General features: G+C 69.1%; 23 protein-coding genes. 10 read left to right on the plus strand and 13 right to left on the minus strand.

The genetic code is table 11. The annotated features are described in order from the left end of the window. Window positions 1-42: 42 nt before the first annotated feature. Both ACFQ9Z_RS13295 and ACFQ9Z_RS13300 read right to left on the minus strand, forming a co-directional pair. Window positions 43-1,125, minus strand: coding sequence for an inositol-3-phosphate synthase (locus tag ACFQ9Z_RS13295; RefSeq protein WP_383015529.1), 1,083 nt, complete (start codon window positions 1,123-1,125; stop codon window positions 43-45). A 43-nt stretch (window positions 1,126-1,168) separates the two neighbouring features. Continuing rightward, on the minus strand, window positions 1,169-1,852 hold the full coding sequence (locus ACFQ9Z_RS13300) for a PadR family transcriptional regulator (RefSeq protein ID WP_383015532.1): 684 nt from the start codon (window positions 1,850-1,852) through the stop codon (window positions 1,169-1,171). 363 nt (window positions 1,853-2,215) lie between these two features. Here ACFQ9Z_RS13300 and ACFQ9Z_RS13305 point away from each other — a divergent pair, with 363 nt between their 5' ends. Next, window positions 2,216-4,846, plus strand: coding sequence for a transglycosylase domain-containing protein (locus tag ACFQ9Z_RS13305; protein ID WP_383015535.1), 2,631 nt, complete (start codon window positions 2,216-2,218; stop codon window positions 4,844-4,846). Window positions 4,847-4,977: 131 nt separating this feature from the next. Then, window positions 4,978-6,510 carry a glycosyltransferase family 87 protein gene (locus tag ACFQ9Z_RS13310; RefSeq protein ID WP_383015538.1) on the plus strand — a complete coding sequence of 511 codons (1,533 nt, stop codon included), beginning with the start codon at window positions 4,978-4,980 and terminating at the stop codon, window positions 6,508-6,510. A gap of 102 nt (window positions 6,511-6,612) precedes the next feature. Here the strand turns inward: ACFQ9Z_RS13310 and ACFQ9Z_RS13315 are convergent, their stop codons facing one another. The 3 genes from ACFQ9Z_RS13315 to ACFQ9Z_RS13325 form a co-directional block, all read right to left on the minus strand. Continuing rightward, on the minus strand, window positions 6,613-7,644 hold the full coding sequence (locus ACFQ9Z_RS13315; protein WP_143630251.1) for an alanine racemase: 1,032 nt from the start codon (window positions 7,642-7,644) through the stop codon (window positions 6,613-6,615). An 84-nt stretch (window positions 7,645-7,728) separates the two neighbouring features. Continuing rightward, a complete protein-coding gene (locus tag ACFQ9Z_RS13320) occupies window positions 7,729-8,850 on the minus strand; it encodes a lipid II:glycine glycyltransferase FemX (protein ID WP_383015542.1) in 1,122 nt (373 codons plus the stop codon). Between the two features lie 168 nt (window positions 8,851-9,018). Beyond that, entirely contained in the window at window positions 9,019-9,336 is a 318-nt protein-coding gene (locus ACFQ9Z_RS13325) for a hypothetical protein (protein ID WP_383015545.1), read from the minus strand. A gap of 284 nt (window positions 9,337-9,620) precedes the next feature. Between ACFQ9Z_RS13325 and rpsF the strand changes: the two genes are divergently transcribed. The 4 genes from rpsF (at window position 9,621) to rplI (ending at window position 11,324) form a co-directional block, all read left to right on the plus strand. Then, the gene (rpsF, locus tag ACFQ9Z_RS13330) at window positions 9,621-9,911 is read left to right on the plus strand and encodes a 30S ribosomal protein S6 (RefSeq protein ID WP_004985983.1); all 291 of its coding nucleotides are present in this window, start codon (window positions 9,621-9,623) and stop codon (window positions 9,909-9,911) included. A 73-nt stretch (window positions 9,912-9,984) separates the two neighbouring features. After that, window positions 9,985-10,581, plus strand: coding sequence for a single-stranded DNA-binding protein (locus ACFQ9Z_RS13335; RefSeq protein ID WP_383015550.1), 597 nt, complete (start codon window positions 9,985-9,987; stop codon window positions 10,579-10,581). Between the two features lie 41 nt (window positions 10,582-10,622). Further along, on the plus strand, window positions 10,623-10,859 hold the full coding sequence (rpsR, locus tag ACFQ9Z_RS13340; RefSeq protein ID WP_003949403.1) for a 30S ribosomal protein S18: 237 nt from the start codon (window positions 10,623-10,625) through the stop codon (window positions 10,857-10,859). Between the two features lie 18 nt (window positions 10,860-10,877). Then, complete coding sequence (rplI, locus tag ACFQ9Z_RS13345; protein WP_143630260.1) at window positions 10,878-11,324, plus strand: 50S ribosomal protein L9; 447 nt, start codon at window positions 10,878-10,880, stop codon at window positions 11,322-11,324. 139 nt (window positions 11,325-11,463) lie between these two features. Here the strand turns inward: rplI and ACFQ9Z_RS13350 are convergent, their stop codons facing one another. Then, window positions 11,464-12,801, minus strand: coding sequence for an MATE family efflux transporter (locus tag ACFQ9Z_RS13350; protein ID WP_383015554.1), 1,338 nt, complete (start codon window positions 12,799-12,801; stop codon window positions 11,464-11,466). 459 nt (window positions 12,802-13,260) lie between these two features. Between ACFQ9Z_RS13350 and dnaB the strand changes: the two genes are divergently transcribed. Then, window positions 13,261-14,739 (plus strand): replicative DNA helicase, encoded by a 1,479-nt coding sequence (gene dnaB, locus ACFQ9Z_RS13355; RefSeq protein WP_199211212.1) that lies wholly within the window; start codon window positions 13,261-13,263, stop codon window positions 14,737-14,739. Window positions 14,740-14,824: 85 nt separating this feature from the next. Beyond that, complete coding sequence (locus ACFQ9Z_RS13360) at window positions 14,825-16,213, plus strand: serine hydrolase domain-containing protein (RefSeq protein ID WP_383015558.1); 1,389 nt, start codon at window positions 14,825-14,827, stop codon at window positions 16,211-16,213. Between the two features lie 55 nt (window positions 16,214-16,268). Here ACFQ9Z_RS13360 and ACFQ9Z_RS13365 read toward each other — a convergent pair whose 3' ends face one another. Both ACFQ9Z_RS13365 and ACFQ9Z_RS13370 read right to left on the minus strand, forming a co-directional pair. Next, a complete protein-coding gene (locus tag ACFQ9Z_RS13365) occupies window positions 16,269-16,721 on the minus strand; it encodes a GNAT family N-acetyltransferase (RefSeq protein ID WP_383015561.1) in 453 nt (150 codons plus the stop codon). A 9-nt stretch (window positions 16,722-16,730) separates the two neighbouring features. Next, a complete protein-coding gene (locus ACFQ9Z_RS13370) occupies window positions 16,731-17,189 on the minus strand; it encodes a MarR family winged helix-turn-helix transcriptional regulator (RefSeq protein WP_383015564.1) in 459 nt (152 codons plus the stop codon). Window positions 17,190-17,333: 144 nt separating this feature from the next. Here ACFQ9Z_RS13370 and ACFQ9Z_RS13375 point away from each other — a divergent pair, with 144 nt between their 5' ends. Both ACFQ9Z_RS13375 and ACFQ9Z_RS13380 read left to right on the plus strand, forming a co-directional pair. After that, window positions 17,334-18,542 (plus strand): MFS transporter, encoded by a 1,209-nt coding sequence (locus ACFQ9Z_RS13375; protein WP_383015567.1) that lies wholly within the window; start codon window positions 17,334-17,336, stop codon window positions 18,540-18,542. Between the two features lie 124 nt (window positions 18,543-18,666). After that, a complete protein-coding gene (locus ACFQ9Z_RS13380) occupies window positions 18,667-19,086 on the plus strand; it encodes a heme-binding protein (protein WP_383015570.1) in 420 nt (139 codons plus the stop codon). 54 nt (window positions 19,087-19,140) lie between these two features. Here ACFQ9Z_RS13380 and ACFQ9Z_RS13385 read toward each other — a convergent pair whose 3' ends face one another. The 5 genes from ACFQ9Z_RS13385 to ACFQ9Z_RS13405 form a co-directional block, all read right to left on the minus strand. Further along, window positions 19,141-20,007: a GNAT family N-acetyltransferase gene (locus tag ACFQ9Z_RS13385; RefSeq protein ID WP_383015573.1), complete on the minus strand. Its 867-nt coding sequence runs from the start codon at window positions 20,005-20,007 to the stop codon at window positions 19,141-19,143. Window positions 20,008-20,187: 180 nt separating this feature from the next. Next, entirely contained in the window at window positions 20,188-20,670 is a 483-nt protein-coding gene (locus ACFQ9Z_RS13390; protein WP_383015576.1) for an NUDIX domain-containing protein, read from the minus strand. 86 nt (window positions 20,671-20,756) lie between these two features. Beyond that, window positions 20,757-21,662, minus strand: a complete 906-nt coding sequence (locus ACFQ9Z_RS13395; protein WP_383015579.1) for a LysR family transcriptional regulator — start codon at window positions 21,660-21,662, stop codon at window positions 20,757-20,759. 214 nt (window positions 21,663-21,876) lie between these two features. Continuing rightward, entirely contained in the window at window positions 21,877-23,025 is a 1,149-nt protein-coding gene (locus ACFQ9Z_RS13400; protein ID WP_383015582.1) for a cystathionine gamma-lyase, read from the minus strand. Continuing rightward, window positions 23,022-23,513: a low molecular weight protein-tyrosine-phosphatase gene (locus ACFQ9Z_RS13405; protein WP_383015586.1), complete on the minus strand. Its 492-nt coding sequence runs from the start codon at window positions 23,511-23,513 to the stop codon at window positions 23,022-23,024. Before ACFQ9Z_RS13405 ends, ACFQ9Z_RS13400 begins: the two co-directional genes overlap by 4 nt. Between the last annotated feature and the right edge of the window lies 1 nt (window position 23,514).

Consider the following 23,514-nt stretch of genomic DNA (forward strand, 5'->3'; position numbering starts at 1 on the left):
GGAGCGTTCTCTTCGGCGCGCCGGGCGGCCGAGCCCGCGTGCTTAGCGCTCGACCTCGCCGCGGATGAACTTCTCGACGTTCTCGCGGGCCTCGTCGTCGAAGTACTGGACCGGCGGGGACTTCATGAAGTACGAGGACGCGGACAGGATCGGGCCACCGATGCCGCGGTCCTTGGCGATCTTCGCGGCGCGCACGGCGTCGATGATGACACCAGCGGAGTTCGGGGAGTCCCAGACCTCGAGCTTGTACTCCAGGTTCAGCGGGACGTCACCGAAGGCGCGGCCCTCGAGGCGGACGTAGGCCCACTTGCGGTCGTCCAGCCAGGCGACGTAGTCGGACGGGCCGATGTGGACGTTCTTCTCGCCGAGGTCCCGGTCGGGGATCTGCGAGGTGACGGCCTGCGTCTTGGAGATCTTCTTGGACTCCAGGCGCTCGCGCTCGAGCATGTTCTTGAAGTCCATGTTGCCGCCGACGTTCAGCTGCATCGTGCGGTCCAGGATGACACCGCGGTCCTCGAACAGCTTCGCCATGACGCGGTGCGTGATGGTGGCGCCGACCTGGGACTTGATGTCGTCACCGACGATCGGCACACCGGCCTCGGTGAACTTGTCCGCCCACTCCTTGGTGCCGGCGATGAAGACCGGGAGGGCGTTGACGAAGGCGACCTTGGCGTCGATGGCGCACTGGGCGTAGAACTTCGCCGCGTCCTCGGAGCCCACGGGCAGGTAGCAGACCAGGACGTCGACCTGCTTGTCCTTCAGGATCTGGACGACGTCCACCGGCTCGGCGTCGGACTCCTCGATGGTGGCGCGGTAGTACTTACCGAGGCCGTCGAGGGTGTGGCCGCGCTGCACGGTGACACCGGTGCTCGGCACGTCGCAGATCTTGATGGTGTTGTTCTCGGAGGCGCCGATCGCGTCCGCCAGGTCGAGACCGACCTTCTTGGCGTCCACGTCGAACGCGGCGACGAACTCGACGTCCCGCACGTGGTAGTCACCGAACTGCACGTGCATCAGGCCGGGGACCTTCGACGCCGGGTCGGCGTCCTTGTAGTACTCGACTCCCTGCACCAGCGACGCGGCGCAGTTGCCCACGCCGACGACGGCTACGCGAACCGAACCCATTCCGGTTGCTCCCTGTGTGTACGAGTGAGGCCCTGAGTGGGACTCACGTGGCGGTGTCGCCGGGCGTATCCGTACCGGGGTTCTCCCCGGCACGGGGCAGGCCGCCCGTCGATCCAGTGGTGGTGTCCTGCTGAGCGGACCCCCCGGACGCGGAACCCTTCAGGTCCCGTCCGGCCCGCTCGCTCTCGATGAGCTCGTTCAGCCAGCGCACTTCGCGCTCCACGGACTCCATCCCGTGGCGCTGGAGCTCGAGTGTGTAGTCGTCGAGGCGCTCCCTGGTGCGCGCCAGGGAGGCGCTCATCTTCTCCAGACGCTCCTCCAGGCGGCTCCGCCGGCCCTCCAGCACACGCATGCGCACATCTCGCGAGGTCTGCCCGAAGAAGGCGAACCGGGCGGCGAAGTGCTCGTCCTCGTACGCGTCCGGCCCGGTCTGCGAGAGCAGCTCCTCGAAGTGCTCCTTACCTTCTGCCGTCAACCGGTAGACGATCTTGGCGCGGCGCCCGGTGAGGGGAGCGGCCAGGGCGTCCTCATGGGTGCTGCCCGGTTCCTCGATCAACCAGCCGTTGGCGACCAGCGTCTTGAGACAGGGGTACAGGGTCCCGTAGCTGAACGCCCGGAACACACCCAGTGACGTGTTGAGTCGTTTGCGCAGCTCGTAGCCGTGCATCGGGGACTCGCGCAGCAGGCCGAGGACGGCGAACTCGAGGATGCCGGAACGCCGACTCATGATCGCCTCCTCTCGGTCCGCCGCGTCTTTATCTCACGCTGATGTATCGACTCGATACATCATGACGATAGAACGGCCTCCCGCACGCGACAAGAGGGGGGACGGTGAACGGGATCACATCACCGATTCGTAGGAGGCAAGTTGCCTGGTTTGGGGTGAACTTCGGGACTCGGCGGGTTTTGGCGGTGCGTAGTCTGTGCGGCATGCACATCACCGGGAACCGAGTGACGTCTGGGGGCGTCCTCGTCCCTGGAGCAGTACGGGTGAATGCGGAACCGACCACATCCGTACTTCGGGGGGACCGGAAACCAGCCGCCGTTTCCAGGCGCGCAAGGGTGCGCCTGCCCGAGGAGTAGTCGTTCGATGAGCGAGCACCGTCGCAAACCGCCGCAGCCGCAGGGAGGCGGACGTGCCGCGGCCCGACGCGGCCAGTCCGGCTCGGCCTCCGGCCGCCGCGCGGCACCGCGAGGCGCCACCGGGTCCCCTGCCGACTCCTATGGGTCGACTTCCTATGGGGCGTACTCCCACGGCCCGGGGGGTGAGGAACGTGCCTACAGCGGCCGTGCCGACGCCCGCCGGGCGGCGCAGAAAGGCGGCGGCAGGCGCAGGGCCGCCGACCCGGCCGGCCCGGGGCGCGGCAGAGGCCGTGCGGCCGACCCCGGCAAGAAGCGTCTCATCGACTACCCGCGCCACGACAAGGACGGGTGGCACCGCTGGGTGCCGTCCTGGAAGCTCGTCACGGGGCTGTTCATCGGTTTCGTCGGCAGCGTTGTGGCCATGGTGGGCGTCGGCTACGCGATGGTCTCCATCCCCAACGAGAACGACGCCGCCAAGTCCCAGAACAACGTCTACTACTGGGCCGACGGCTCGCAGATGGTCGCGACGGGCACGGGCGTGAACCGTCAGAACGTCACCATCGACAAGATCCCCGAGGCCATGCAGTACGCGGTGATCTCGGCCGAGAACAAGAGCTTCTACCAGGACTCGGGCGTCGACCCCATGGGTATCGCGCGAGCCCTGGCCAACATGGCCCGAGGCGGTCAGACGCAGGGTGGCTCGACGATCACCCAGCAGTACGTCAAGAACACGTACCTCAGCCAGGACCAGACCATCACCCGCAAGTTCAAGGAGATGTTCATCTCCATCAAGGTGGGGACGAAGCTCAAGAAGCCGCAGATCCTCCAGGGTTACCTGAACACCTCGTACTACGGACGTGGCGCCTATGGCATCCAGGCCGCCGCGCGGACGTACTACAACAAGGACGCCGTCGATCTCAAGCCCAGCGAGTGCGCCTTCCTCGCGTCGCTGCTCAAGGGAGCGACGTACTACGACCCGGCGGGAAACGAGAGCCTCGACAAGGCGGCCACGGCCAGTGCCAACCTCAAGCGGTCCAAGGAGCGCTGGTCCTGGATCCTCGGCGAGATGCACAAGGACAAGCACCTCTCGGACGCCCAGTACCAGGACGCCATCAAGAAGTACCCCATGCCCCAGGACCGCAAGGCGACCAAGGGCATGACCGGCCAGATCAGCTACCTGGCCGACACGGCGAAGAAGTACGTCCTCAACCACTCGAACATCTCTGAGCAGGAGTTCGACAGGGGCGGCTTCCAGATCTACACGACCTTCAAGAAGGACAAGGTCAACGCCCTGAGCGCGGCCGTCAAGAAGATCCAGAAGGAGCGCCTCAACCCGAAGCGCGAACTCGACAAGTACGTCCAGTTCGGCGCGGCGTCGGTGGTCCCCAACGACGGTGCGATCGTCGCTCTCTACGGCGGTGACGGTTACGAGAACGGCCACTTCACGAACAACGCCGACACCCAGGGTGTCCCCGTCGGCTCGACGTGGAAGCCGTTCGTGCTGGCCGCGGCCATGCAGTACGGCACCTACGACTCCGGTGGCGAGGGAATCTCCCCACTGAGCAAGTACAACGGCGACGACCACCTCAAGGTGAAGAAACCCGACGGGTCGTACTACCTCAACAAGGACAACTCGTTCTTCTTCCAGAAGAACGAGAGCCCGCACAAGTGGGGGTACATCACCCTGCGCAAGGCGATGGAGCAGTCCATCAACACCCCCTTCGTGCAGCTGGGCGTCGACGTCGGCATGTCGCACGTCCGCGACGTCGCCCGCTCGGCCGGCATCCTCGACCAGAGCATGTCGGTGGACCTCAACCCGTCGTTCGCGATCGGTACCTCCACCCCCAGTGCGATCCGCATGGCCGACGCGTACGCGACCTTCGCCGCCTCCGGCAAGCAGACGGATCCGTACTCGGTGACCGCCGTCAAGAAGGACGGCCAGGAGCAGCCCGGCTTCGCCAAGCCCAAGCCCAAGCAGGCGATGCAGTCGAACATCGCCAACAACGTCACGGACGTCCTGGAGAACGTCATCCAGAACGGCACGGCGCAGAACGCCAAGGCGCTGGGCCGTACGGCGGCGGGCAAGACCGGTACCACCGACAAGAACAAGTCGGCCTGGTTCGTCGGCTACACCCAGCAGCTCTCGACGTCGGTGGCGATGTTCCGGGAGAACCCCAAGAACCACAAGCTGCTCTCCATGAACGGCACCGCGGGCAAGGACTCCATCCACGGCGGTGACATCCCGACGCAGGTGTGGACCGAGTACATGAGGGCGGCGCTGAAGAACGCGAACGACCCGGGCTTCCCGGCCGCTGCGAAGATCGGCAAGGTCAATGACGAGGCCGGTGCGCCTTCTCCGACCCCGTCGATCACCATCACCCCGAGCCAGACGCCGAGCGAGTCGCCGAGCCCGTCGCCGAGCGTGACCGAGCCGTCCCCGTCCCCGTCCCCGTCGGCCAGCGAGACCTGCCAGTTGGGCTGGGGCAACAACTGCAACGGCGCCAACGGTGGCACGAACACGGGTGGCACGGGCGGAGGGACGACACCCTCGCCGACAGCCACGGACACGACCGGAACGGGCACGACCAGAGGCAATGGCAACGGCAACGGAGGCCTCTTCGGTGGCCAGAACGGCTAGACCTCAGGTCTGACCGGTTGGCGGTCATTTCGCCCGCCAAGTCACGTTTCACGTGAAACACGGGGCCGCCGCACTCACCGAGTGCGGCGGCCCTCGACGTATTCCCAGACATGTACGGCAGGATGTGCCCCATGCCCAGTGCAGAGATGACGCCCGCGGGCGTGCACGAGCCCGAGCCCCCACGGCCCGCCGGAGCGGAGCCGGTGCGGCCGACCCGCGAGGACGAGGTCGCCGCGGCCGGCAGTGAGCTGATCGGCGGGCCCATCGGCCGGCGCGCCCTGCTCGGGACGACCTGGTGGACCCCGGTACGGGTCATCGCGCTCGTGGCGATCGGCATGTTCGCCCTCGGCCTGGTGCAGAAGGCGCCCTGCTACCAGAGCGCCTGGTTCTTCGGTGCGAGTTCGCAGTACACGCACGCCTGCTACTCGGACATCCCGCACCTCTACCAGGGACGCGGCTTCGCCGACGGGCTGGTCCCGTACTTCGACCGGCTCCCCGGTGACATGGACTACCTCGAATATCCGGTCCTGACCGGTGTCTTCATGGAGGTGGCCGCCTGGCTCACGCCGGGCAGCGGCGGCATCCAGCACCAGGAGCAGTGGTACTGGTTCGTCAACGCCGGAATGCTGATGGCGTGCGCGGCCGTCGTCGCCGTCTGTGTCACCCGCACCCACGCCCGGCGTCCCTGGGACGGCCTGCTGGTCGCCCTGGCGCCCGCCGCCGCCCTCACCGCCACCATCAACTGGGACCTGCTGGCGGTGGCCCTGACGGCCGCCGCGATGCTGATGTGGTCGCGGGGCCGCTCACTGGCCTTCGGTGTCCTCCTGGGCCTCGCCACCGCCGCCAAGCTCTACCCGGTGCTGCTGCTCGGCCCGCTGCTGGTGCTGTGCTGGCGGGCCGGCAAGTGGCGGGAGTTCTTCCAGGCCGTGGGCGGCGCGGCCGTCGCCTGGCTGGTGGTGAACCTGCCGGTGATGCTCTTCGCCTACGAGGGCTGGTCGAAGTTCTACACGTTCAGCCACGACCGGGGCGTCGACTTCGGCTCCCTGTGGCTGATCTGGGCGCAGAACTCGAGCAACCCGCCCTCCACCGACTTCGTGAACAACGCCGCCGTCGTGCTGGTGGCCCTGTGCTCGCTGGGCATCGCCGCGTTGACGCTCACCGCCCCGCGCCGGCCGCGCTTCGCCCAGCTGGCCTTCCTGATCGTCGCGGTCTTCATCCTGACCAACAAGGTCTACTCGCCGCAGTACGTCCTGTGGCTGGTGCCGCTGGCCGCCCTCGCACGCCCCAAGTGGCGGGACTTCCTCATCTGGCAGGCCTGCGAGGTGGCGTACTTCCTGGGCATCTGGTTCTACCTCGCCTACACGACCAGCGGGGACGCCCACAAGGGACTGCCCACGCTGGGGTACGACTGGGTGATCGCGGTCCATCTGCTCGGCACGCTGTACCTGTGCGCCGTCGTCGTGCGGGACATCCTGGCGCCCGAGCGGGACGTGGTGCGCCAGTCCGGTGACGACGACCCTTCGGGCGGAGTGCTCGACGGCGCCGAGGACGTCTTCGTGCTCGGGGCGGCGGCCCGTCCGCCCCGCCACGCCGCCCACTTGGACGCGCCCCAGGTGGACTGGGGCAGGCCCGAGCCGCTGCCGACCGGGGAGGGTTCGCTCTGAGCGAACGGGGGCCCGGGGCCTGGACGCACACGAAGAAGGCCGTACACGCACGAAGCGTGTACGGCCTTCCCGGTTCGGAGCCTTTGCTGTCCGGCGGTCCGGCTAACGGTCCACGATCCGGTCGAACTGGGTGGTGGTGTGCCGCAGGTGGGCCACCAGTTCGTCGCCCACCTGCGGCTCGGGGGCGTCCGAGGGGACGAAGAGGATCGACACCTGCATGTGCGGCGGCTCCGCGAACCAGCGCTGCTTGCCGCCCCAGACGAACGGGGACAGGTTTCGGTTGACCGTGGCCAGTCCGGCCCGTGCGACGCCCTTGGCGCGCGGCATGACGCCGTGCAGTGCCTTCGGCGCCTCCAGGCCCACCCCATGCGACGTACCGCCCGCCACGACCACCAGGAAGCCGTCGGAGGCCGCCTTCTGCTGCCGGTAGCCGAATCGGTCGCCCTTGGTCACCCGGGTGACGTCCAGGACGGCGCCGCGGTACTCGGTGGCCTCGTGGTCCCCGAGCCAGAGCCGCGTGCCGATGCGGGCGCGGAACCTGGTCTGCGGGAACTGCTGCTGCAGCCGGGCGAGTTCATCCGCCTTGAGGTGGCTGACGAACATCGTGTGCAGCGGCAGCCGGGCCGCGCGGAGCCGGTCCATCCAGCCGATGACCTCCTCGACGGCGTCCGAGCCGTCGGTGCGGTCCAGCGGCAGGTGGATGGCGAAGCCCTCCAGCCGGACGTTCTCTATGGCGGCGTGCAACTGCGGCAGGTCCTGCTCGCTGATGCCGTGCCGCTTCATCGAGGACATCACCTCGATGACGACACGCGCTCCCACGAGGCCGTAGACGCCGTCGATGGACGACACCGAGCGGACCACCCGGTCCGGCAGCGGGACCGGCTCCTCGCCCCGCCGGTACGGCGTCAGCACCAGCAGGTCGCCACCGAAGTAGTCCTTGATGCGCGCGGCCTCGTACGTGGTGCCGACGGCGAGGATGTCCGAGCCGAGCCGGGTGGCCTCCTCCGCCAGCCGTTCGTGTCCGAAGCCGTAGCCGTTGCCCTTGCAGACCGGGACGAGGCCCGGGAACTGCTCCTGCACGTGCTTGTGGTGCGCCCGCCAGCGCGCGGTGTCGACGTAGAGCGTGAGCGCCATGGCCGGACCCGGACCCTTTCTCGTGGCTGCCGTGTGTCAGTGAGGTGGAGAGCTGTGGAGCCTATGCAATCAAACGCCCCGCGATCAGCGGCGCGACATGTAGATGTCGAGCGCCTTGTGGAGCAGCTTGTTCAGCGGGAAGTCCCACTCGCCGAGGTACTCGGCGGCCTGGCCGCCGGTGCCGACCTTGAACTGGATCAGGCCGAACAGGTGATCCGTCTCGTCCAGCGAGTCGGAGATGCCGCGCAGGTCGTAGACGGTGGCGCCGAGCGCGTAGGCGTCGCGCAGCATCCGCCACTGCATCGCGTTGGAGGGCCGGACCTCACGACCGATGTTGTCGGAGGCGCCGTAGGAGTACCAGACGTGGCCGCCGACGATCAGCATGGTCGCGGCCGACAGGTTCACGCCGTTGTGGCGGGCGAAGTACAGCCGCATGCGGTTGGGGTCCTCGGTGTTGAGGGCCGTCCACATGCGCTGGAAGTACGACAGCGGCCGCGGCCGGAAGTGGTCGCGCACGGCCGTGATCTCGTACAGCCGCTGCCACTCGGCGAGGTCCTGGTAGCCGCCCTGGACGACCTCGACGCCGGCCTTCTCGGCCTTCTTGATGTTGCGGCGCCAGAGCTGGTTGAAGTTCTTGTGCACCTCTTCCAGGGACCGGTTGGCCAGCGGCACCTGGAAGACATAGCGGGGCTGGACGTCGCCGAAGCCGGCGCCGCCGTCCTCGCCCTGCTGCCAGCCCATGCGGCGCAGCTTGTCGGCGACCTCGAAGGCGCGCGGCTCGATGAAGTCGGCCTCCATGTCGCGCAGGCGCTTCACGTCCGGACTCTGGATGCCCCTCTTGATGGTCTCCGCGTTCCAGCGGCGGATGATCACCGGCGGGCCCATCTTCACCGAGAAGGCGCCCTGCTGCTTGAGGTGGGCCAGCATCGGCTGGATCCAGTCGTCCAGATTCGGCGCGAACCAGTTGATGACCGGGCCCTCGGGCAGGTAGGCGAGGTAGCGCTTGATCTTGGGCAGCTGGCGGTACAGGACCAGGCCAGCGCCGACCATCTCGCCGCTGCGCTCGTCGAACCAGCCCAGGTGCTCCGAGCGCCACTCCGCCTTCACGTCGGCCCATGCCGGGACCTGCATGTGGCTCGCCGACGGCAGGCTCTGGATGTAGGCCAGATGTTGCTCGCGGCTGATGGTCCTCAGGGTCAGGCTCATGTCGGGGCGCTCCTCGGGCTGGTGTGTCCCCATGGGTTCAGGGGCTCCGGCTCTCGCGCCGAAGCCTACTGCGCCTCGCGGGCGCCCCGACTGGGCGTACGGCACCTTCGCCCCGGCCAGGCGGTCGCCGGGGCGTTCGCATGGTGTTCGCGGGGCGGGTCGGCGGTGTCAGCCGATGAGCCCGCCGAACAGTCCGCCGTTCGCCATGCCGAGCATGAAGCCGACGCCGGAGGCGCCCAGACCCAGGATCAGGCCGAACCTTTCACGCGTCGTCACCGAGATCCACTGGCCGTACGCCCCGATCACGAGCCCCACCAGGCCGGCCCAGGAGGCGATCAGGTGGAGACCGGAGAAGAAACCCGTGATGAAGGCCAGTACGCCCAGGACCAGCGTCACGGCCATGAGGGCGTCCTGGAGCGGATGGGGCTTGCCGTCCGTGGCGAAGAGGGATCCGGCGGTGTTGGGTCGCAATGCCTGCTGTGCCATGGGGCACCTCCTGCGGATCGCGGCGCACTGTAGCGCCATACACACCCGATGTGTACAGACTGACGGTGCCCACCGCCGGATTTCAACCGGAAGCCGGTGTGCAGGTAGTCTGTACCGTCTGCACCGGTGTCTGCCCAGGCCTGCCAGAAAAATCGGCGGCCAGCACTGCGGGATCCGGCGGAAGCCCTCGACTGTCAGTGGCGGCCGATACCGTTGCGAACGCATCACGACCCTCCTGCCACGGAACGACCGTGGCCGCTGAGTCCAAAGGAGGTGGGTTCCACATGCGTCACTACGAGGTGATGGTCATCCTCGACCCCGATCTCGAGGAGCGCGCTGTCTCCCCGCTGATCGAGAACTTCCTGTCCGTCGTCCGCGATGGCGGCGGCAAGGTTGAGAAGGTCGACACCTGGGGCCGTCGTCGTCTCTCGTACGAGATCAAGAAGAAGCCCGAGGGCATCTACTCGGTCATCGACCTGCAGGCCGAGCCTGCGGTCGTCAAGGAGCTCGACCGCCAGATGAACCTGAACGAGTCGGTCCTCCGGACCAAGGTCCTCCGTCCCGAGACCCACTGAGCTTCCGCTCAGCTGATCTCGGGATTCGAGTAGCAGCAAGCAGCCAGCAGCAAACCCGCCGAGAGGTTCCCCCATGGCAGGCGAGACCGTCATCACGGTCGTCGGCAATCTTGTCGACGACCCCGAGCTGCGCTTCACCCCGTCCGGTGCGGCGGTCGCGAAGTTCCGCGTCGCGTCCACTCCCCGCACCTTCGACCGCCAGACGAACGAGTGGAAGGACGGCGAGAGCCTGTTCCTGACCTGCTCGGTCTGGCGCCAGGCGGCGGAGAACGTCGCCGAGTCGCTCCAGCGAGGCATGCGCGTCATCGTGCAGGGCCGGCTGAAGCAGCGGTCCTATGAGGACCGTGAGGGCGTCAAGCGCACGGTCTACGAACTGGACGTCGAGGAAGTCGGCGCCAGCCTGCGCAACGCCACGGCGAAGGTCACCAAGACCTCCGGTGGCGCCCGCGGTGGCCAGGGCGGTTACGGCGGCGGTGGCGGCCAGGGTGGCGGCGGCTGGGGCGGCGGCTCCGGTGGCGGCCAGCAGGGCGGCGGCGCTCCTGCCGACGACCCGTGGGCGACCGGCGCTCCCGCCGGTGGCAACCAGGGCGGTGGCGGCTGGGGCGGCGGCTCCGGCGGCTCCGGCGGCTCTGGCGGCGGTGGCGGCTACTCGGACGAGCCCCCCTTCTAGGGCTCGCAATCCCCACTTCTTGATCACACAGGAGAAACACCATGGCGAAGCCGCCTGTGCGCAAGCCGAAGAAGAAGGTCTGCGCTTTCTGCAAGGACAAGGTCACGTACGTGGACTACAAGGACACGAACATGCTGCGGAAGTTCATTTCCGACCGCGGCAAGATCCGTGCCCGCCGCGTGACCGGCAACTGCACGCAGCACCAGCGTGACGTCGCCACGGCCGTGAAGAACAGCCGTGAGATGGCGCTGCTGCCCTACACGTCCACCGCGCGCTAAGGGAAGGGTGACCGACTAATGAAGATCATCCTCACCCACGAGGTGTCCGGCCTCGGTGCCGCCGGCGACGTCGTCGACGTCAAGGACGGTTACGCTCGCAACTACCTGATCCCGCGGAAGTTCGCTATCCGCTGGACCAAGGGTGGCGAGAAGGACGTCGAGCAGATCCGTCGTGCTCGCAAGATCCACGAGATCCAGACCATCGAGCAGGCCAACGCTGTGAAGGCCCAGCTCGAGGGCGTCAAGGTCCGCCTGGCCGTCCGCTCCGGCGACGCCGGTCGTCTCTTCGGTTCCGTCACCCCGGCCGACGTCGCTTCGGCGATCAAGGCTTCCGGTGGCCCCGAGGTCGACAAGCGCCGCATCGAGCTGGGTGCGCCGATCAAGACGCTGGGCGCCCACGAGACGTCCGTGCGTCTGCACCCCGAGGTTGCCGCCAAGGTCAACATCGAGGTCGTCGCGGCCTGACGCTGCGGTCAGCTGTAGAGCTGAGAGAGGGGCCACCCCAGTGGGGTGGCCCCTCTTCGTATGGGCTGCGGCTCGCCAGACGCAGGCGCGTAGCGCGTGTTTCACGTGAAACCGGGCCATCGCGGGCCCGCTGCTCCGCTCAGCGGGTCGCGCCCGTCACGATCCATCGGCCGGAGCGCGTCCGCAGCCACAGGGTGAGCATCCGGACCGTCATCATCAGCGTCATGGCTACCCAAAGAGCGGTGAGGCCGCCGCCGACCGCAGGCACGAGCAGCGCCACCGGTGCGAAGACGACCAGGGTCACGACCATCGCCCCCGCCAGATAGGGTCCGTCGCCGGCGCCCATCAGAACACCGTCCAGAACGAACACGATGCCGCAGATGGGCTGTGAAAGAGCCACCATCAGCAGGGCGGGCAGTGCAGCGTCCTTCACCACGGAATCGCTGGTGAACAGCGGGAGGAACAGGGGCCGAGCGGCCACCACCAGCAGGCCGAGGCCGGTCCCGGTGGCGATGCCCCACTGGATTATCCTGCGGCAGGCCAGCCGGGCGCCCTCGGAATCGTTCGCCCCGAGGTAGCGACCGATGATCGCCTGCCCGGCGATGGCGATCGCGTCGAGCGCGAAGGCCAGCAGGCTCCACAGGGAGAGAATGATCTGATGGGCGGCGATGTCGGCGTCGCCGAGGCGGGCGGCGACCGCCGTGGCGATCATGAGAATCGCCCGTAGCGACAGAGTGCGGACCAGCAGAGGGGCTCCGGCCTGTGCCGAGGCCCGGATACCGGCTGTGTCGGGCCGCAGTGAGGCCCCGTGCCGCCGGGCCCCGCGGACGACGACGGTCAGATAGGCCGCCGCCATGCCGCACTGGGCTATGACGGTGCCCCAGGCCGATCCGGCGATGCCGAGCCCGGCGCCGTAGACGAGGCCCGCGTTGAGCATGGCGTTGGCGACGAAGCCCGCTATGGCGACGTACAGGGGCGTCCTGGTGTCCTGCAGGCCGCGCAGCACACCGGTGGCCGCCAGGACGATCAGCATGGCCGGGATGCCGAGTGCGGAGATGCGCAGGTACGTCGTGGCGTAGGGCGCCGCGGTGTCCGAGGCGCCGAACAGGTCCACGATGCCTGGGGCCAGTGGGAGAACCGTGGCGATGACCGCCGCACCGAGGAGGAGCGCGAGCCAGATGCCGTCCATGCCCTGGCGGATGGCCGACTGGAGGTCGCCCGCGCCGACCCGCCGGGCCACAGCGGCCGTGGTGGCGTACGCGAGGAAGACGAAGACGCTCACCGCGGTGGTGAGGAGAGCCGAGGCCACGCCCAGACCGGCGAGCTGGGCGGTACCCAGGTGGCCGACGATCGCGCTGTCCGCCATGACGAACAAGGGCTCGGCGACCAGCGCACCGAAGGCCGGAACGGCCAGCGCGATGATCTCCTGGTCGTGCCGGCGGCGGGTGGCCTTGGGGATCGCGGGAGCCTGTGTCATGAGCACCAATCTAATCGTCCACAGGTAAGAGATGCAATTGACTAACGACCCTTACTTGTGGTCGTCGGTCATGTGACTGTGCGCACCGTTCGAAGCGATCTTGATCCGACTGGGGAAGTTTTTCTTCTGCACAGCCAGTGGACGGTAAAGCACCAGTTCAGAGCGATGGTGTGGATCGCAGGGAGGGCTTGTTCACAGGGCTGTCCACCGGGCCGTGCACAGGTTTCGGGGAGTTCTCCACAGCATCTGGGCCGTCGTCCACATGGCCTGTGGATAACCAGATTGGCTGACGCTGCCGACAGGCCTAACGTTGTCCGGCGCCCGCTCCTTCCCCCCGACCCGGGAAACGTCACAAACCCGACGCGCGTGAACCGGAGTTGGGCCTCTTAGTTGTCAGTGCCGTGCCGTAGAACAGAGGACACGGCTAGGTCCGCCGTGCGGACGGGAGGAGGTGGCTCGGTGAGCATTTCCGAGCCCTTGGACGATCCGTGGGCCGAGGCCGGGCCCAGTGATCGTCTGCCGGCCTCCCGGCGGCGGAGCGACGGTGGCCGGGGCCGTGACGAGCAGCACGACCGAGGCCGGGAGAGCGGCGGCTGGGACGGCGGGGGCTCCTCGTTCGAGCGGCTGCCCCCGCAGGATCTGGACGCCGAGCAGTCCGTGCTGGGCGGCATGCTCCTGTCCAAGGATGCGATCGCCGACGTCGTGGAGATCCTCAAGGGCCACGACTTCTACAAACCCGCGCACGAGACGATCTACCAGGCGATCCTCGACATCTACGCCAAGGGCGAGCCGGCCGACCCGATCACCATCGCCGCCGAGCTGACCAAGCGCGGTGAGATCAACAAGGTGGGCGGCGCGTCGTACCTGCACACCCTCGTGCAGACCGTGCCCACGGCGGCGAACGCCGAGTACTACGCGGAGATCGTCCACGAACGCGCGGTCCTGCGCCGTCTGGTCGAGGCCGGCACCCGTATCACGCAGATGGGATACGCGGCCGACGACGACGTGGACGAGATCGTCAACCGCGCCCAGGCCGAGATCTACGCCGTCACCGAGCAGCGCACCAGCGAGGACTACCTCCCGCTGGGGGACATCATGGAGGGCGCCCTCGACGAGATCGAGGCGATCGGCTCGCGCAGCGGCGAGATGACCGGTGTGCCGACCGGCTTCACGGACTTCGACTCACTGACCAACGGCCTGCACCCGGGCCAGATGATCGTCATCGCGGCCCGCCCCGCCATGGGTAAGTCCACCCTCGCGCTGGACTTCGCCCGGGCCGCTTCGATCAAGAACAACCTCCCCAGCGTCATCTTCTCCCTCGAGATGGGCCGCAACGAGATCGCGATGCGCCTGCTGTCGGCGGAGGCCCGCGTCGCCCTGCACCACATGCGGTCCGGCACGATGACCGACGAGGACTGGACCCGGCTCGCCCGGCGCATGCCGGACGTGTCCGCCGCCCCGCTCTACATCGACGACTCCCCGAACCTGTCGATGATGGAGATCCGCGCCAAGTGCCGGCGGCTCAAGCAGCGCAACGACCTGAAACTGGTGGTCATCGACTACCTCCAGCTCATGCAGTCCGGCGGCTCCAAGCGCGCCGAGAGCCGTCAGCAGGAGGTCTCGGACATGTCCCGTAACCTCAAGCTGCTCGCCAAGGAACTGGAGGTCCCGGTCATCGCGCTCTCCCAGCTCAACCGTGGACCGGAGCAGCGCACCGACAAGAAGCCGATGGTCTCCGACCTCCGTGAGTCCGGCTCCATCGAGCAGGACGCCGACATGGTCATCCTGCTGCACCGTGAGGACGCGTACGAGAAGGAGTCCCCGCGCGCGGGCGAGGCCGATCTGATCGTGGCCAAGCACCGAAACGGCCCCACGGCGACGATCACGGTCGCCTTCCAGGGCCACTACTCCCGTTTCGTGGACATGGCCCAGACCTGACCTGCGGCTCAGCGGTCACGTCCGACACGCGCTGGGCCGGTGAAAAGGACTCGACGTGCGTCGGTCCAGCCGTTGGACTGGGCGCATGACGACATCCCAGGAAGAGCTGCTCCCCGGTACCCGGCGTGCCTTGCTGCACCGAATCGCCGTCGCTCAGGCCGAAGGGCGGACGCCCTCGCTGGTCGCCGCGGTCGTCCGGGACGGACGGACCGTCTGGCACGGCTCGCGCTCCTCGGTCGACGGGCACGCGCCGGACGAGAACGTGCAGTACCGGATCGGTTCGATCACCAAGACGTTCACCGCCGTCCTGGTGCTGCGACTGCGTGACGAGGGGCTGCTCGACCTCAACGACCCGCTGGAGAAGCACCTGCCGGGTACGGGCGCGGGGGAGGCGACCATCGCGCAGCTGCTGGCGCACACCAGTGGGATCGCGGCGGAGTCACCGGCGCCCTGGTGGGAGCGCACCCCCGGTTCGCTGCGTCCCGAGCTGAGTGACGTACTGGGAGAGCGGCCGGTGCTGCATCCCGTCGGCCGACGGCACCACTACTCCAATCCCGGCTACACGCTGCTCGGTGCCCTGGTGGAGCGACTGCGTGGCGCTGCCTGGACGGACGTGCTCGGCAAGGAGGTGCTGGAGCCCCTGGGGCTGACCCGCACCAGTGCGCAGCCGCAGGCGCCCCACGCCGGTGGCTGGGCCGTACACCCGTGGGCCGACGCGCTACTGCCCGAGCCCTTGGAGGACCTGGGCCGGATGGCGCCGGCCGGACAGCTCTGGTCCACCACGGCGGATCTGGCGCGCTTCGCCGTGTTTCTGGCAGGCGGGGACGATCGTGTGCTGAGCGCGGAATCGGTCCGGGAGATGCGTACTCCGGCGGCCCCGGCCGAAGCCTCGGACGTCGTCGACGGTGCCACCTACGGCCTCGGCATGCAGATCCAGCAGCGTGACGGCCGGCTGATCGTGGGGCACTCAGGCTCGCTGCCGGGGTTCCTCGCGAACCTCAGCATCAGCGTGGAGGACGATGTGGCCGCCGTGGTGCTGACCAACTGCACATCAGGCCCGGCGGTGTCAGCGGTGGGCGCCGATCTCGTCCGCATCGTCGCCGAGGCGGAGCCCCGGATCCCCGCTCCCTGGCGCCCGTCGGGTGAAGTCGATCCGGCTGTGCTGGAGTTGGCCGGACAGTGGTACTGGGGAACGTATGCCTTCGCCCTGCGGGCGACGGCGGACGGCCTCGTCTCCCTGGGGCCGCTGACCGGCGCCGGACGTCGGACACGGCTGCGGCCCAACGGAGACGGCACCTGGACCGGGCTCGAGGGTTACTACGCCGGAGAGGTCCTGCGCGCGGTGAGGCGTCCGGACGGGTCCGTGAGCCACCTGGACCTCGGGTCGTTCGTGTTCACGCGGCAGCCCTACGAGGAGGGCACCGGGGTGCCCGGCGGAGTGGACCCGGCGGGCTGGCGAGGGATCGCGGACTGAATCGAATGGGACCGTGGGCGGGCGTTTCACGTGAAACGCCCGCCCACGGCCATTCTCACAGCGGCAGCTTGAAGCCCACATGGGAGGCGGTGAAGCCGAGCCGCTCGTAGAAGCGGTGGGCATCCGTGCGGCTGCTGTCGGAGGTCAGTTGCACCAGTTGGCAGCCCTGCCGCCGGGATTCGTCGATCGCCCACTGGATGAGCTGCGTACCCAGGCCGCTGCCGCGTTCGCCGGCGTGGATGCGGACCGCTTCGATGATCGAACGAGTGGCTCCCCTGCGGGAGAGGCCGGGGATGATCGTCAGCTGGAGAGTTCCGACGACCCGGGCTTCGCGAACCGCGACGACGAGCCGCTGGTTCGGGTCCGCGTTCAGCCGCTCCAGGGCTGCCCGGTACGGCGACAGGTCGTCGGGCGACTCGCGCTGGGCTCCGAGTGGATCGTCGGCGAGCATGGCCACGATCGCCGGCAGGTCGGGCGCGGTCGCCCGGCGTATCTCAAGATCTCCCATGCCCGCACCCTATGCGGGCACGTTCACGGACTCCACGACCTTCACCAGCGGCGCCAGTTCGGGGTTCCTGGCCGCCTCGTCCAGGGCCTCACGAAGAGCCGCATCGTTGGTGGGCCGCGCCTCGTCCAGCAGCCGCAGTCCGGCCTCAGTGACGTTGGTGTAGATGCCGCGACGGTCGGTGGGGCACAGGTAGCGCTCCAGGAGGCCGCGGTCCTCCAGGCGGGTCACCAGCCGCGTGGTCGCGCTCTGGCTGAGGACGACGGCGTCGGCGACCTGCTTCATCTGCAGATGGCCGCCCTCGCCCTCGTGCTGGCGGCTGAGCACGTCGAGCAGGGAGTACTCGCGCACGCTCAGGTCGTGCTTCGCCTGCAGTGCCCGCTCGATGTGCGCCTCGATCCTCCCGTGCAGCAGGGAGAGGGCGCACCAGCCCTGGGCGAGGGCGGTGAGCGCAGGGTCCGTCGCTGTCATTGGCGTCTTCCTCCGTCCCGGAGCGACTGACTCAAGAGTAGAGCATCAGTGCAATAGTCTTCGTTTGCATGTAACCCGCGTCTGCAACTATTGTCAACGCACGCAAAGCGCTCCTGCAATCGTCTGGGAAGGGTGTACCCACACATGCCTCTCGCGCTTCTGGCCCTCGCGATCGGGGCCTTCGGAATCGGGACGACCGAGTTCGTGATCATGGGTCTGCTGCCCCAGGTCGCGGGCGACTTCGGGGTGTCCATCCCCACGGGCGGCCTGCTGGTGACCGGATACGCCCTGGGCGTGGTGCTCGGTGCTCCGCTGATGACCGTGCTGGGCACCAAGGTCCCGCGCAAGCGGATGCTGATGCTCCTCATGGGGCTCTTCATCCTCGGCAACCTGCTCTCCGCGGTGGCCCCCGCCTTCGCGGTCATGCTGATCGGACGCGTGGTCGCGTCCCTCGCCCACGGCGCCTTCTTCGGCATCGGTTCGGTCGTTGCTGCGGAACTGGTGGCTCCCGACAAGAAGGCTGGAGCCATCGCGATGATGTTCACCGGCCTGACCGTCGCCAACGTCGTCGGTGTCCCGCTGGGCACGCTGATCGGCCAGAACGTCGGGTGGCGCGTCACCTTCGGCATCGTCGCGGCCCTCGGTGTCGTCGGTCTGGCCGGCATCGCCCGGCTGGTGCCGGACCTGCCGAAGCCGGAGGGCGTACACCTGCGACATGAGCTGGCCGCGTTCAAGAACGCCCAGGTGCTGCTCGCCATGGCGATGACGGTTCTCGGCTTCGGCGGGGTCTTCGCGGCCATCACCTACATCGCGCCGATGATGACGCACATCGCCGGCTTCGCCGACGGCTCGGTCACCTGGCTGCTGGTCCTGTTCGGCCTCGGCATGGTCGGCGGCAACCTCATCGGCGGCAGGTTCGCCGACCGCGCGCTGATGCCGATGCTGTACGTCTCCCTGGGCGCCCTGGCCGTGGTCCTCGCGCTCTTCACGCTCACGGCGCACAACAAGATCGCCGCCGCGGTGACCATCACCCTGATCGGCGCCCTCGGCTTCGCGACCGTCCCGCCGCTGCAGAAGCGTGTCCTCGACCAGGCACACGGGGCGCCGACGCTCGCGTCGGCCGTCAACATCGGCGCCTTCAACCTGGGCAACGCACTCTCCGCCTGGCTCGGCGGCATGGTCATCGCGGCCGGGTTCGGCTACACGGCGCCCAACTGGGTCGGCGCCGTCCTCGCCGCGGCCGCCCTGGTCCTGGCCGTGTTCTCGGCCGGCCTCGAACGCCGTCACGCAACGCGCGGCACCGCGGTCGCCCCGGCGGCGTCCACCGCCCGGCGGACCTCGGTCCACCACTGAGTCCACCCAGGTCCCGGACAGCACGTCCGCACCCGGTCGCCGCCCGGAACACCGGGGTGGAAACGCCCCGGCCCGTGCGGTCACCACGTCACCTCACGCACCACGCACAAGGAGAACGCTCCACATGAGCACCACCACCGTCGCCCCCCTCACCATCGAGGACGCCGAGTCGCTCGTCGCCACGGCACGCCGCGCGGCCGAAGAGGCCGGGGTCGCCGTCAGCGTCACCGTCCTCGACGCAGGCGGCAACCTGCTCGCCTTCCGCCGGGACGACCGTGCGGTGCTGATCTCCGGTGAGACCAGTACCCGCAAGGCCTACACGGCGCTCCAGCTCGACGCGCCCACGGCCGACCTCGTGGACGCGGTGCAGCCGGGCGGCCTTTTCCACACGCTGCCCACCGCCCTGGACCGGCCCCTGCTCTTCATCGCGGGCGGTATCCCGGTCCACCGGGACGGGCGTCTGATCGGCGCGATCGGTGTCGGTGGCGGTGCGCCCGAGCAGGACCACGGTTTCGCCACTGCGGCCGTCGCGGCACTCGTCTGACCGCACGCCCCTTTCCGGCTGAGCGCCGACGCCGCCCAGAAGCGGTGCCGGCGCTCAGCCAGCGGCCACCGTCAGCGGCGCGAACCGGCGCTTCCAGTCCCCCGGCAGGTCCGTGATGCCGTAGGTCATGACCGCGTTGTCGGTCACGGGGGCCAGTCCCCGGGCCTCGGCCCAGGCCAGCAGCTCCTCATGCCGTACATCGATGTCGGTGCGCAGGGGGCGGTGCGTGTGGGCCGCGAGCGAGGTGATGAGGGCCTTGGCCGTCTCCGTGTCCCGAGCGATCAGTGGTCCGACGACATGGGTGTCCATGTTGGGCCATGCGGCCGTGTAGCCGATGATCCGGCCGTCCTCCTCGGCCACGCGAAGCTGGTCGGCGAAGGAGGGGAGACGTGCGATGAGGGGGGTGCGATCGGCGCCGAACACCTCCTCGTCCAGCCGGAGGATCGAGGGCAGGTCCTCCGCGGTGGCCGGACGTGTCGCCACTCGGGGCTCCGGTTCACCGGTGGTGAACCGCCCCCTCAGCATCTTCGACCGTCCCATGACCTTGAAGCCCAGTTCCTCGTAGAGCGGGCGCCCGAAGGGAGTGGCGTACAGGGTCAGCGGGGTGGGGCCCATGAGTGACACGACATGCCGCATCAGGCGGCGCCCGACGCCCTGGCGGGCATGGCGTCCTGCCACGAGGACCATGCCGATGGCGCCGAGGGCCGGGCGCTCCCAGGAGCCGTACTCGGTGACGACGCACGCCGCGACGAGTCCGCCGTCGGGGTCGTCGATGCCGTAGCCCTTGCCGGCCGTGAGGAGAAAGCCCCACTTGTGCTCCTCGCGTGGCCACCCCCGGTCCTCGGACAGGTCGGCGCAGGCGGTGAGATCGCGGAGAGTCAGAGGCCGGATGGGCAGGACGGCGAGTGATGGAGTCGGCACGCAGGTCAGGCTGTCCGACCAGGGCCCTGTCCGTCCACCGGTTTCGACGCGGACGTGGACGCTTTTGACCACGTCGTGGCCCGTTCACGCAGGGCCCGGGGTCGTGAAGGTTTCACGTGAAACACCGGTGAGCCCTGGACCGCGCGGCCACGGCGGCACTCCGGATCGTGTCGTACGTCCCTACCCGAGGTCGGGGGCGTGCATGGCGCGAACGCCCTCGATGTTGCCGTCCAGGTAGTGCCGGAGGGACAGCGGTACGAGATGGACGGAGGCGATGCCGACCCGGGTGAAGGGGATACGGACGATCTCGTACTCGCCCAGCGGTTCCTCCACCTCGGGCCCATGACGCAGTGACGGGTCCATGGACTCCAGTCGGCAGACGAAGAAGTGCTGCACTTTCACCCCGGTCGCGCCGCCGTCCTCGCCGATGTGCTCCACGGTGTCCACGAAACAGGGCACGACATCGGTGATCTTGGCGCCGAGTTCCTCGTACACCTCTCGGTGGAGGGCGTCGACGACGGTCGGGTCCGCGGCTTCCACCCCGCCACCGGGGGTGACCCAGTAGGGATCGACGCCGGGCTTGGTGCGCTTGATCAAGATCAGGTCGTCACCGTCCAGCAGGACGGCACGGGCGGTGCGCTTGACCACGGGTCGGACGGTCATGGAGGAAATGTGGCCCGGCTCGTTCCACGTGAAACCTCCCGCCTGCGACGCCGTTCGAGTGCGAGCCGTGGAGCGGTACGGCTGCCTCAGCCCCAGCCGGACGCCGCCCGCTGGAGCCACTCGTGCGCCCGGGCGATGTGCGGCATGGCGAGGGCGCCGGTACGCACGGCCAGGAAGTAGGTGCGCAGCGGTGGGACCGCCGGGTCGTACAGCGTCGTGATCTCACCGCGGCCGAGGGCGGAGGCGCTGAGATAGCGGGGCACTACGGCGAGCCCGGCGCCAGAGATCGCGCAGGAGAGCACCGCGCGCAGGTCGGGAACGATGACCGTCCCCGAGGCGGCCGGTCGGGAGTCGAAGACGGAGGCCCAGTAGCGCGAGACGAACGGCAGGGACTCGTGGACCTCCACGACGGGCAGGCCCTCCAGGGCCGCTGCCCCCTTGAGGTCCAGGGCTCCCGGGCCGATCCGCTCGGCCCAGCGGGGAGCGGCGACCAGCACATGCTCCTCGTCGCAGAGCGGGGTGGCGGTCAGCAGGGCGCCGCGCGGGCGGGCGGTGGTGATGGCCAGGTCATGGTGTCCGGCGGCGAGCCCCTCGAGAGCCTCCTCCGCGGTGCCGAAGGTGGCCCGCAGCGCCAGGCCCTGGCCGTCGTCGCCGGTCAGCTCCGTCAGGGCGGGAAGGGCACGCTCGGCGGTGAACTCCGGCGGGCCGGCGAGGTGCAGCGTTCGTGACGAGTCCCCGTCTTCGGGGGAGCTCTCGGCTATCTCGACCAGGGCGTCGAGATGGGGTGCGGCCTTGTGGGCGAGTTCGTCGCCGATGGCCGTCGGCGTCACCCCGCGGGCCTGTCTCAGGAACAGGGGACGGCCGAGCTGGCGCTCCAGGGTGCGTATCTGGGAGGTGACGGCCGGCTGGGAGAGGCCCAGCAGGGCCGCGGCACGGGTGAAGGAGCCGGCCCGGTGCACGGTGACGAAAGTGCGCAGCAAGGCCAGGTCCATGGTGCGCCCTCCCCCTTCCCGGCCCTCCTCGGGCCTAGGGCAGGCACCAACTATAAATAAGTCGATAGGTCTCTGTCGCTACCGTGATTGGACACTGACGCAGAGTCAACTAGCCTTGGTCGCGCGGTTCTTCACGCACGGAACCGAGGGCGGTCCGAGCCACGAGGGGGGAGGCTCGGACCGTCCGCCGATCGGGGAGGGGCCGTCGACCGGCTCACTCGGCCGACTCGTCGAGCGCGCGCAGCACGTCCGCCACCAGGTCCTCGGGGTCTTCCGCGCCCACGGACATGCGGATGAATCCCTCCGGGACCGCGTCCCCGCCCCAGCGACGACGGCGCTCGGCCGTGGAGCGCACCCCGCCGAAGCTCGTCGCGTCCTCGACCAGGCGCAGCGCCCCGAGGAAACGCTCGGCACGCGCGCGCGTGGGCAGCGTGAAGGAGACCACACAGCCGTAGCGGCGCATCTGCTGCGAGGCGATCTTGTGCGAGGGGTCGTCGGGCAGCCCCGGATAGCGCAGCCCGGAGACCTCGGGCCGCTGCCGCAGGGCCTCGGCGACGGCGAGCGCGGTGGCGTTCTGCCGGTCGACGCGCATCTGGAGCGTGGCGATGGAGCGGTGAGCGAGCCAGGCCTCCATCGGCCCGGCGATCGCTCCGACGATCTTGCGCCACCGTCGCACGGCGGCCATCGCCTCGCCTTCGCGCCCGGCCACGTAGCCCAGCAGGACGTCTCCGTGCCCGGTCAGCTGCTTGGTGCCGCTGGCCACGGTGAAGTCGGCACCCAGCTCCAGTGGGCGCTGGCCGAGGGGGGTGGCGAGCGTGTTGTCGACGGCGACCAGGGCACCGCGCGCGTGCGCGGCCTCCGCCAGCCGCCGGATGTCGCACACGTCGAGCCCCGGGTTCGACGGCGACTCGATCCACAGCAGCCGTGCGCCGTCGAGGACCTCCAGCTGGGCGTCCCCGCCGGTGGGCGAGGTGCGCACCTCGACGCCGTAGGCCTCGAGCTGGGCGCGGACCAGAGGCAGCACCTGGTAGCCGTCGGAGGGCAGGACGACCACGTCGCCCGCGCGCAGCTGGGAGAAGAGCACCGCCGAGATCGCCGCCATGCCCGAGGCGAACACCAGCGTCTCGACGTCGTCCCGCCCCGGGGCCTCCAGCTCGCCGATGGCGCGCTCCAGGTTGGTCCAGGTGGGGTTGTCGTCACGGCCGTAGGAGTACGGTCCCGTCACCTCGCCCGGCAGGTGGAAGTGCGCGGCGAACACGGGCCCGGGCAGGGTGGGTTCGTGCTTGACCGGCTCGGGGAGCCCGGCCCGTACCGCGCGCGTGCCGTCGCCGGTGTGGTCCGCGCCCTTGGTGGATTCGCTCATGCGATCCGTCCCTCCAGTTGTTCCCGTACGGCGGCGAGCAGACCAGTACTCGCCTCCTCCACCATCTCAAGGCATTCCTGGAAGCCCTCGGGGCCCCCGTAGTACGGGTCCGGCACGTCGAGGTCGTCGGGCGAGGGCTGGGCGTAGGAGCGCAGCAGACGGACCTTGCGGGCGTCCTCCTCGGTGGGCGCGAGACGGCGCAGGGCCTTGAGGTGGCCGGTGTCCAGGGCTACCACCAGGTCGAGGCGGGCGAACCAGGAGGGCTGGAACTGCCGTGCCACGTGCTCGGTGCGGTAGCCGTGGTCGTCGAGGACCGAGACGGTGCGCGGGTCGGCGGCCTCCCCCTCGTGCCAGCCGCCGGTGCCGGCGCTGTCGATCTCCACCCGGTCCTCGAGGCCCGCCTCCTCCACGCGCGCGCGGAAGACCGACTCGGCCATCGGGGAGCGGCAGATGTTGCCGGTGCACACGAAACAGACGCGGTAGGTCATG

The organism is Streptomyces sp. NPDC056580 (genome assembly GCF_042793175.1).
Lineage (GTDB): Bacteria > Actinomycetota > Actinomycetes > Streptomycetales > Streptomycetaceae > Streptomyces.

Excerpts from the sequence above, each read along its gene's own strand:
- ACFQ9Z_RS13295 (WP_383015529.1), bottom strand. The coding sequence starts at position 1,125 with ATGGGTTCGGTTCGCGTAGCCGTCGTCGGCGTGGGCAACTGCGCCGCG.
- ACFQ9Z_RS13300 (WP_383015532.1), bottom strand. The coding sequence starts at position 1,852 with ATGAGTCGGCGTTCCGGCATCCTCGAGTTCGCCGTCCTCGGCCTGCTG.
- ACFQ9Z_RS13305 (WP_383015535.1), top strand. The coding sequence starts at position 2,216 with ATGAGCGAGCACCGTCGCAAACCGCCGCAGCCGCAGGGAGGCGGACGT.
- ACFQ9Z_RS13310 (WP_383015538.1), top strand. The coding sequence starts at position 4,978 with ATGCCCAGTGCAGAGATGACGCCCGCGGGCGTGCACGAGCCCGAGCCC.
- ACFQ9Z_RS13315 (WP_143630251.1), bottom strand. The coding sequence starts at position 7,644 with ATGGCGCTCACGCTCTACGTCGACACCGCGCGCTGGCGGGCGCACCAC.
- ACFQ9Z_RS13320 (WP_383015542.1), bottom strand. The coding sequence starts at position 8,850 with ATGAGCCTGACCCTGAGGACCATCAGCCGCGAGCAACATCTGGCCTAC.
- ACFQ9Z_RS13325 (WP_383015545.1), bottom strand. The coding sequence starts at position 9,336 with ATGGCACAGCAGGCATTGCGACCCAACACCGCCGGATCCCTCTTCGCC.
- rpsF (WP_004985983.1), top strand. The coding sequence starts at position 9,621 with ATGCGTCACTACGAGGTGATGGTCATCCTCGACCCCGATCTCGAGGAG.
- ACFQ9Z_RS13335 (WP_383015550.1), top strand. The coding sequence starts at position 9,985 with ATGGCAGGCGAGACCGTCATCACGGTCGTCGGCAATCTTGTCGACGAC.
- rpsR (WP_003949403.1), top strand. The coding sequence starts at position 10,623 with ATGGCGAAGCCGCCTGTGCGCAAGCCGAAGAAGAAGGTCTGCGCTTTC.
- rplI (WP_143630260.1), top strand. The coding sequence starts at position 10,878 with ATGAAGATCATCCTCACCCACGAGGTGTCCGGCCTCGGTGCCGCCGGC.
- ACFQ9Z_RS13350 (WP_383015554.1), bottom strand. The coding sequence starts at position 12,801 with ATGACACAGGCTCCCGCGATCCCCAAGGCCACCCGCCGCCGGCACGAC.
- ACFQ9Z_RS13360 (WP_383015558.1), top strand. The coding sequence starts at position 14,825 with ATGACGACATCCCAGGAAGAGCTGCTCCCCGGTACCCGGCGTGCCTTG.
- ACFQ9Z_RS13365 (WP_383015561.1), bottom strand. The coding sequence starts at position 16,721 with ATGGGAGATCTTGAGATACGCCGGGCGACCGCGCCCGACCTGCCGGCG.
- ACFQ9Z_RS13370 (WP_383015564.1), bottom strand. The coding sequence starts at position 17,189 with ATGACAGCGACGGACCCTGCGCTCACCGCCCTCGCCCAGGGCTGGTGC.
- ACFQ9Z_RS13375 (WP_383015567.1), top strand. The coding sequence starts at position 17,334 with ATGCCTCTCGCGCTTCTGGCCCTCGCGATCGGGGCCTTCGGAATCGGG.
- ACFQ9Z_RS13380 (WP_383015570.1), top strand. The coding sequence starts at position 18,667 with ATGAGCACCACCACCGTCGCCCCCCTCACCATCGAGGACGCCGAGTCG.
- ACFQ9Z_RS13390 (WP_383015576.1), bottom strand. The coding sequence starts at position 20,670 with ATGACCGTCCGACCCGTGGTCAAGCGCACCGCCCGTGCCGTCCTGCTG.
- ACFQ9Z_RS13395 (WP_383015579.1), bottom strand. The coding sequence starts at position 21,662 with ATGGACCTGGCCTTGCTGCGCACTTTCGTCACCGTGCACCGGGCCGGC.
- ACFQ9Z_RS13400 (WP_383015582.1), bottom strand. The coding sequence starts at position 23,025 with ATGAGCGAATCCACCAAGGGCGCGGACCACACCGGCGACGGCACGCGC.
- ACFQ9Z_RS13405 (WP_383015586.1), bottom strand. The coding sequence starts at position 23,513 with ATGACCTACCGCGTCTGTTTCGTGTGCACCGGCAACATCTGCCGCTCC.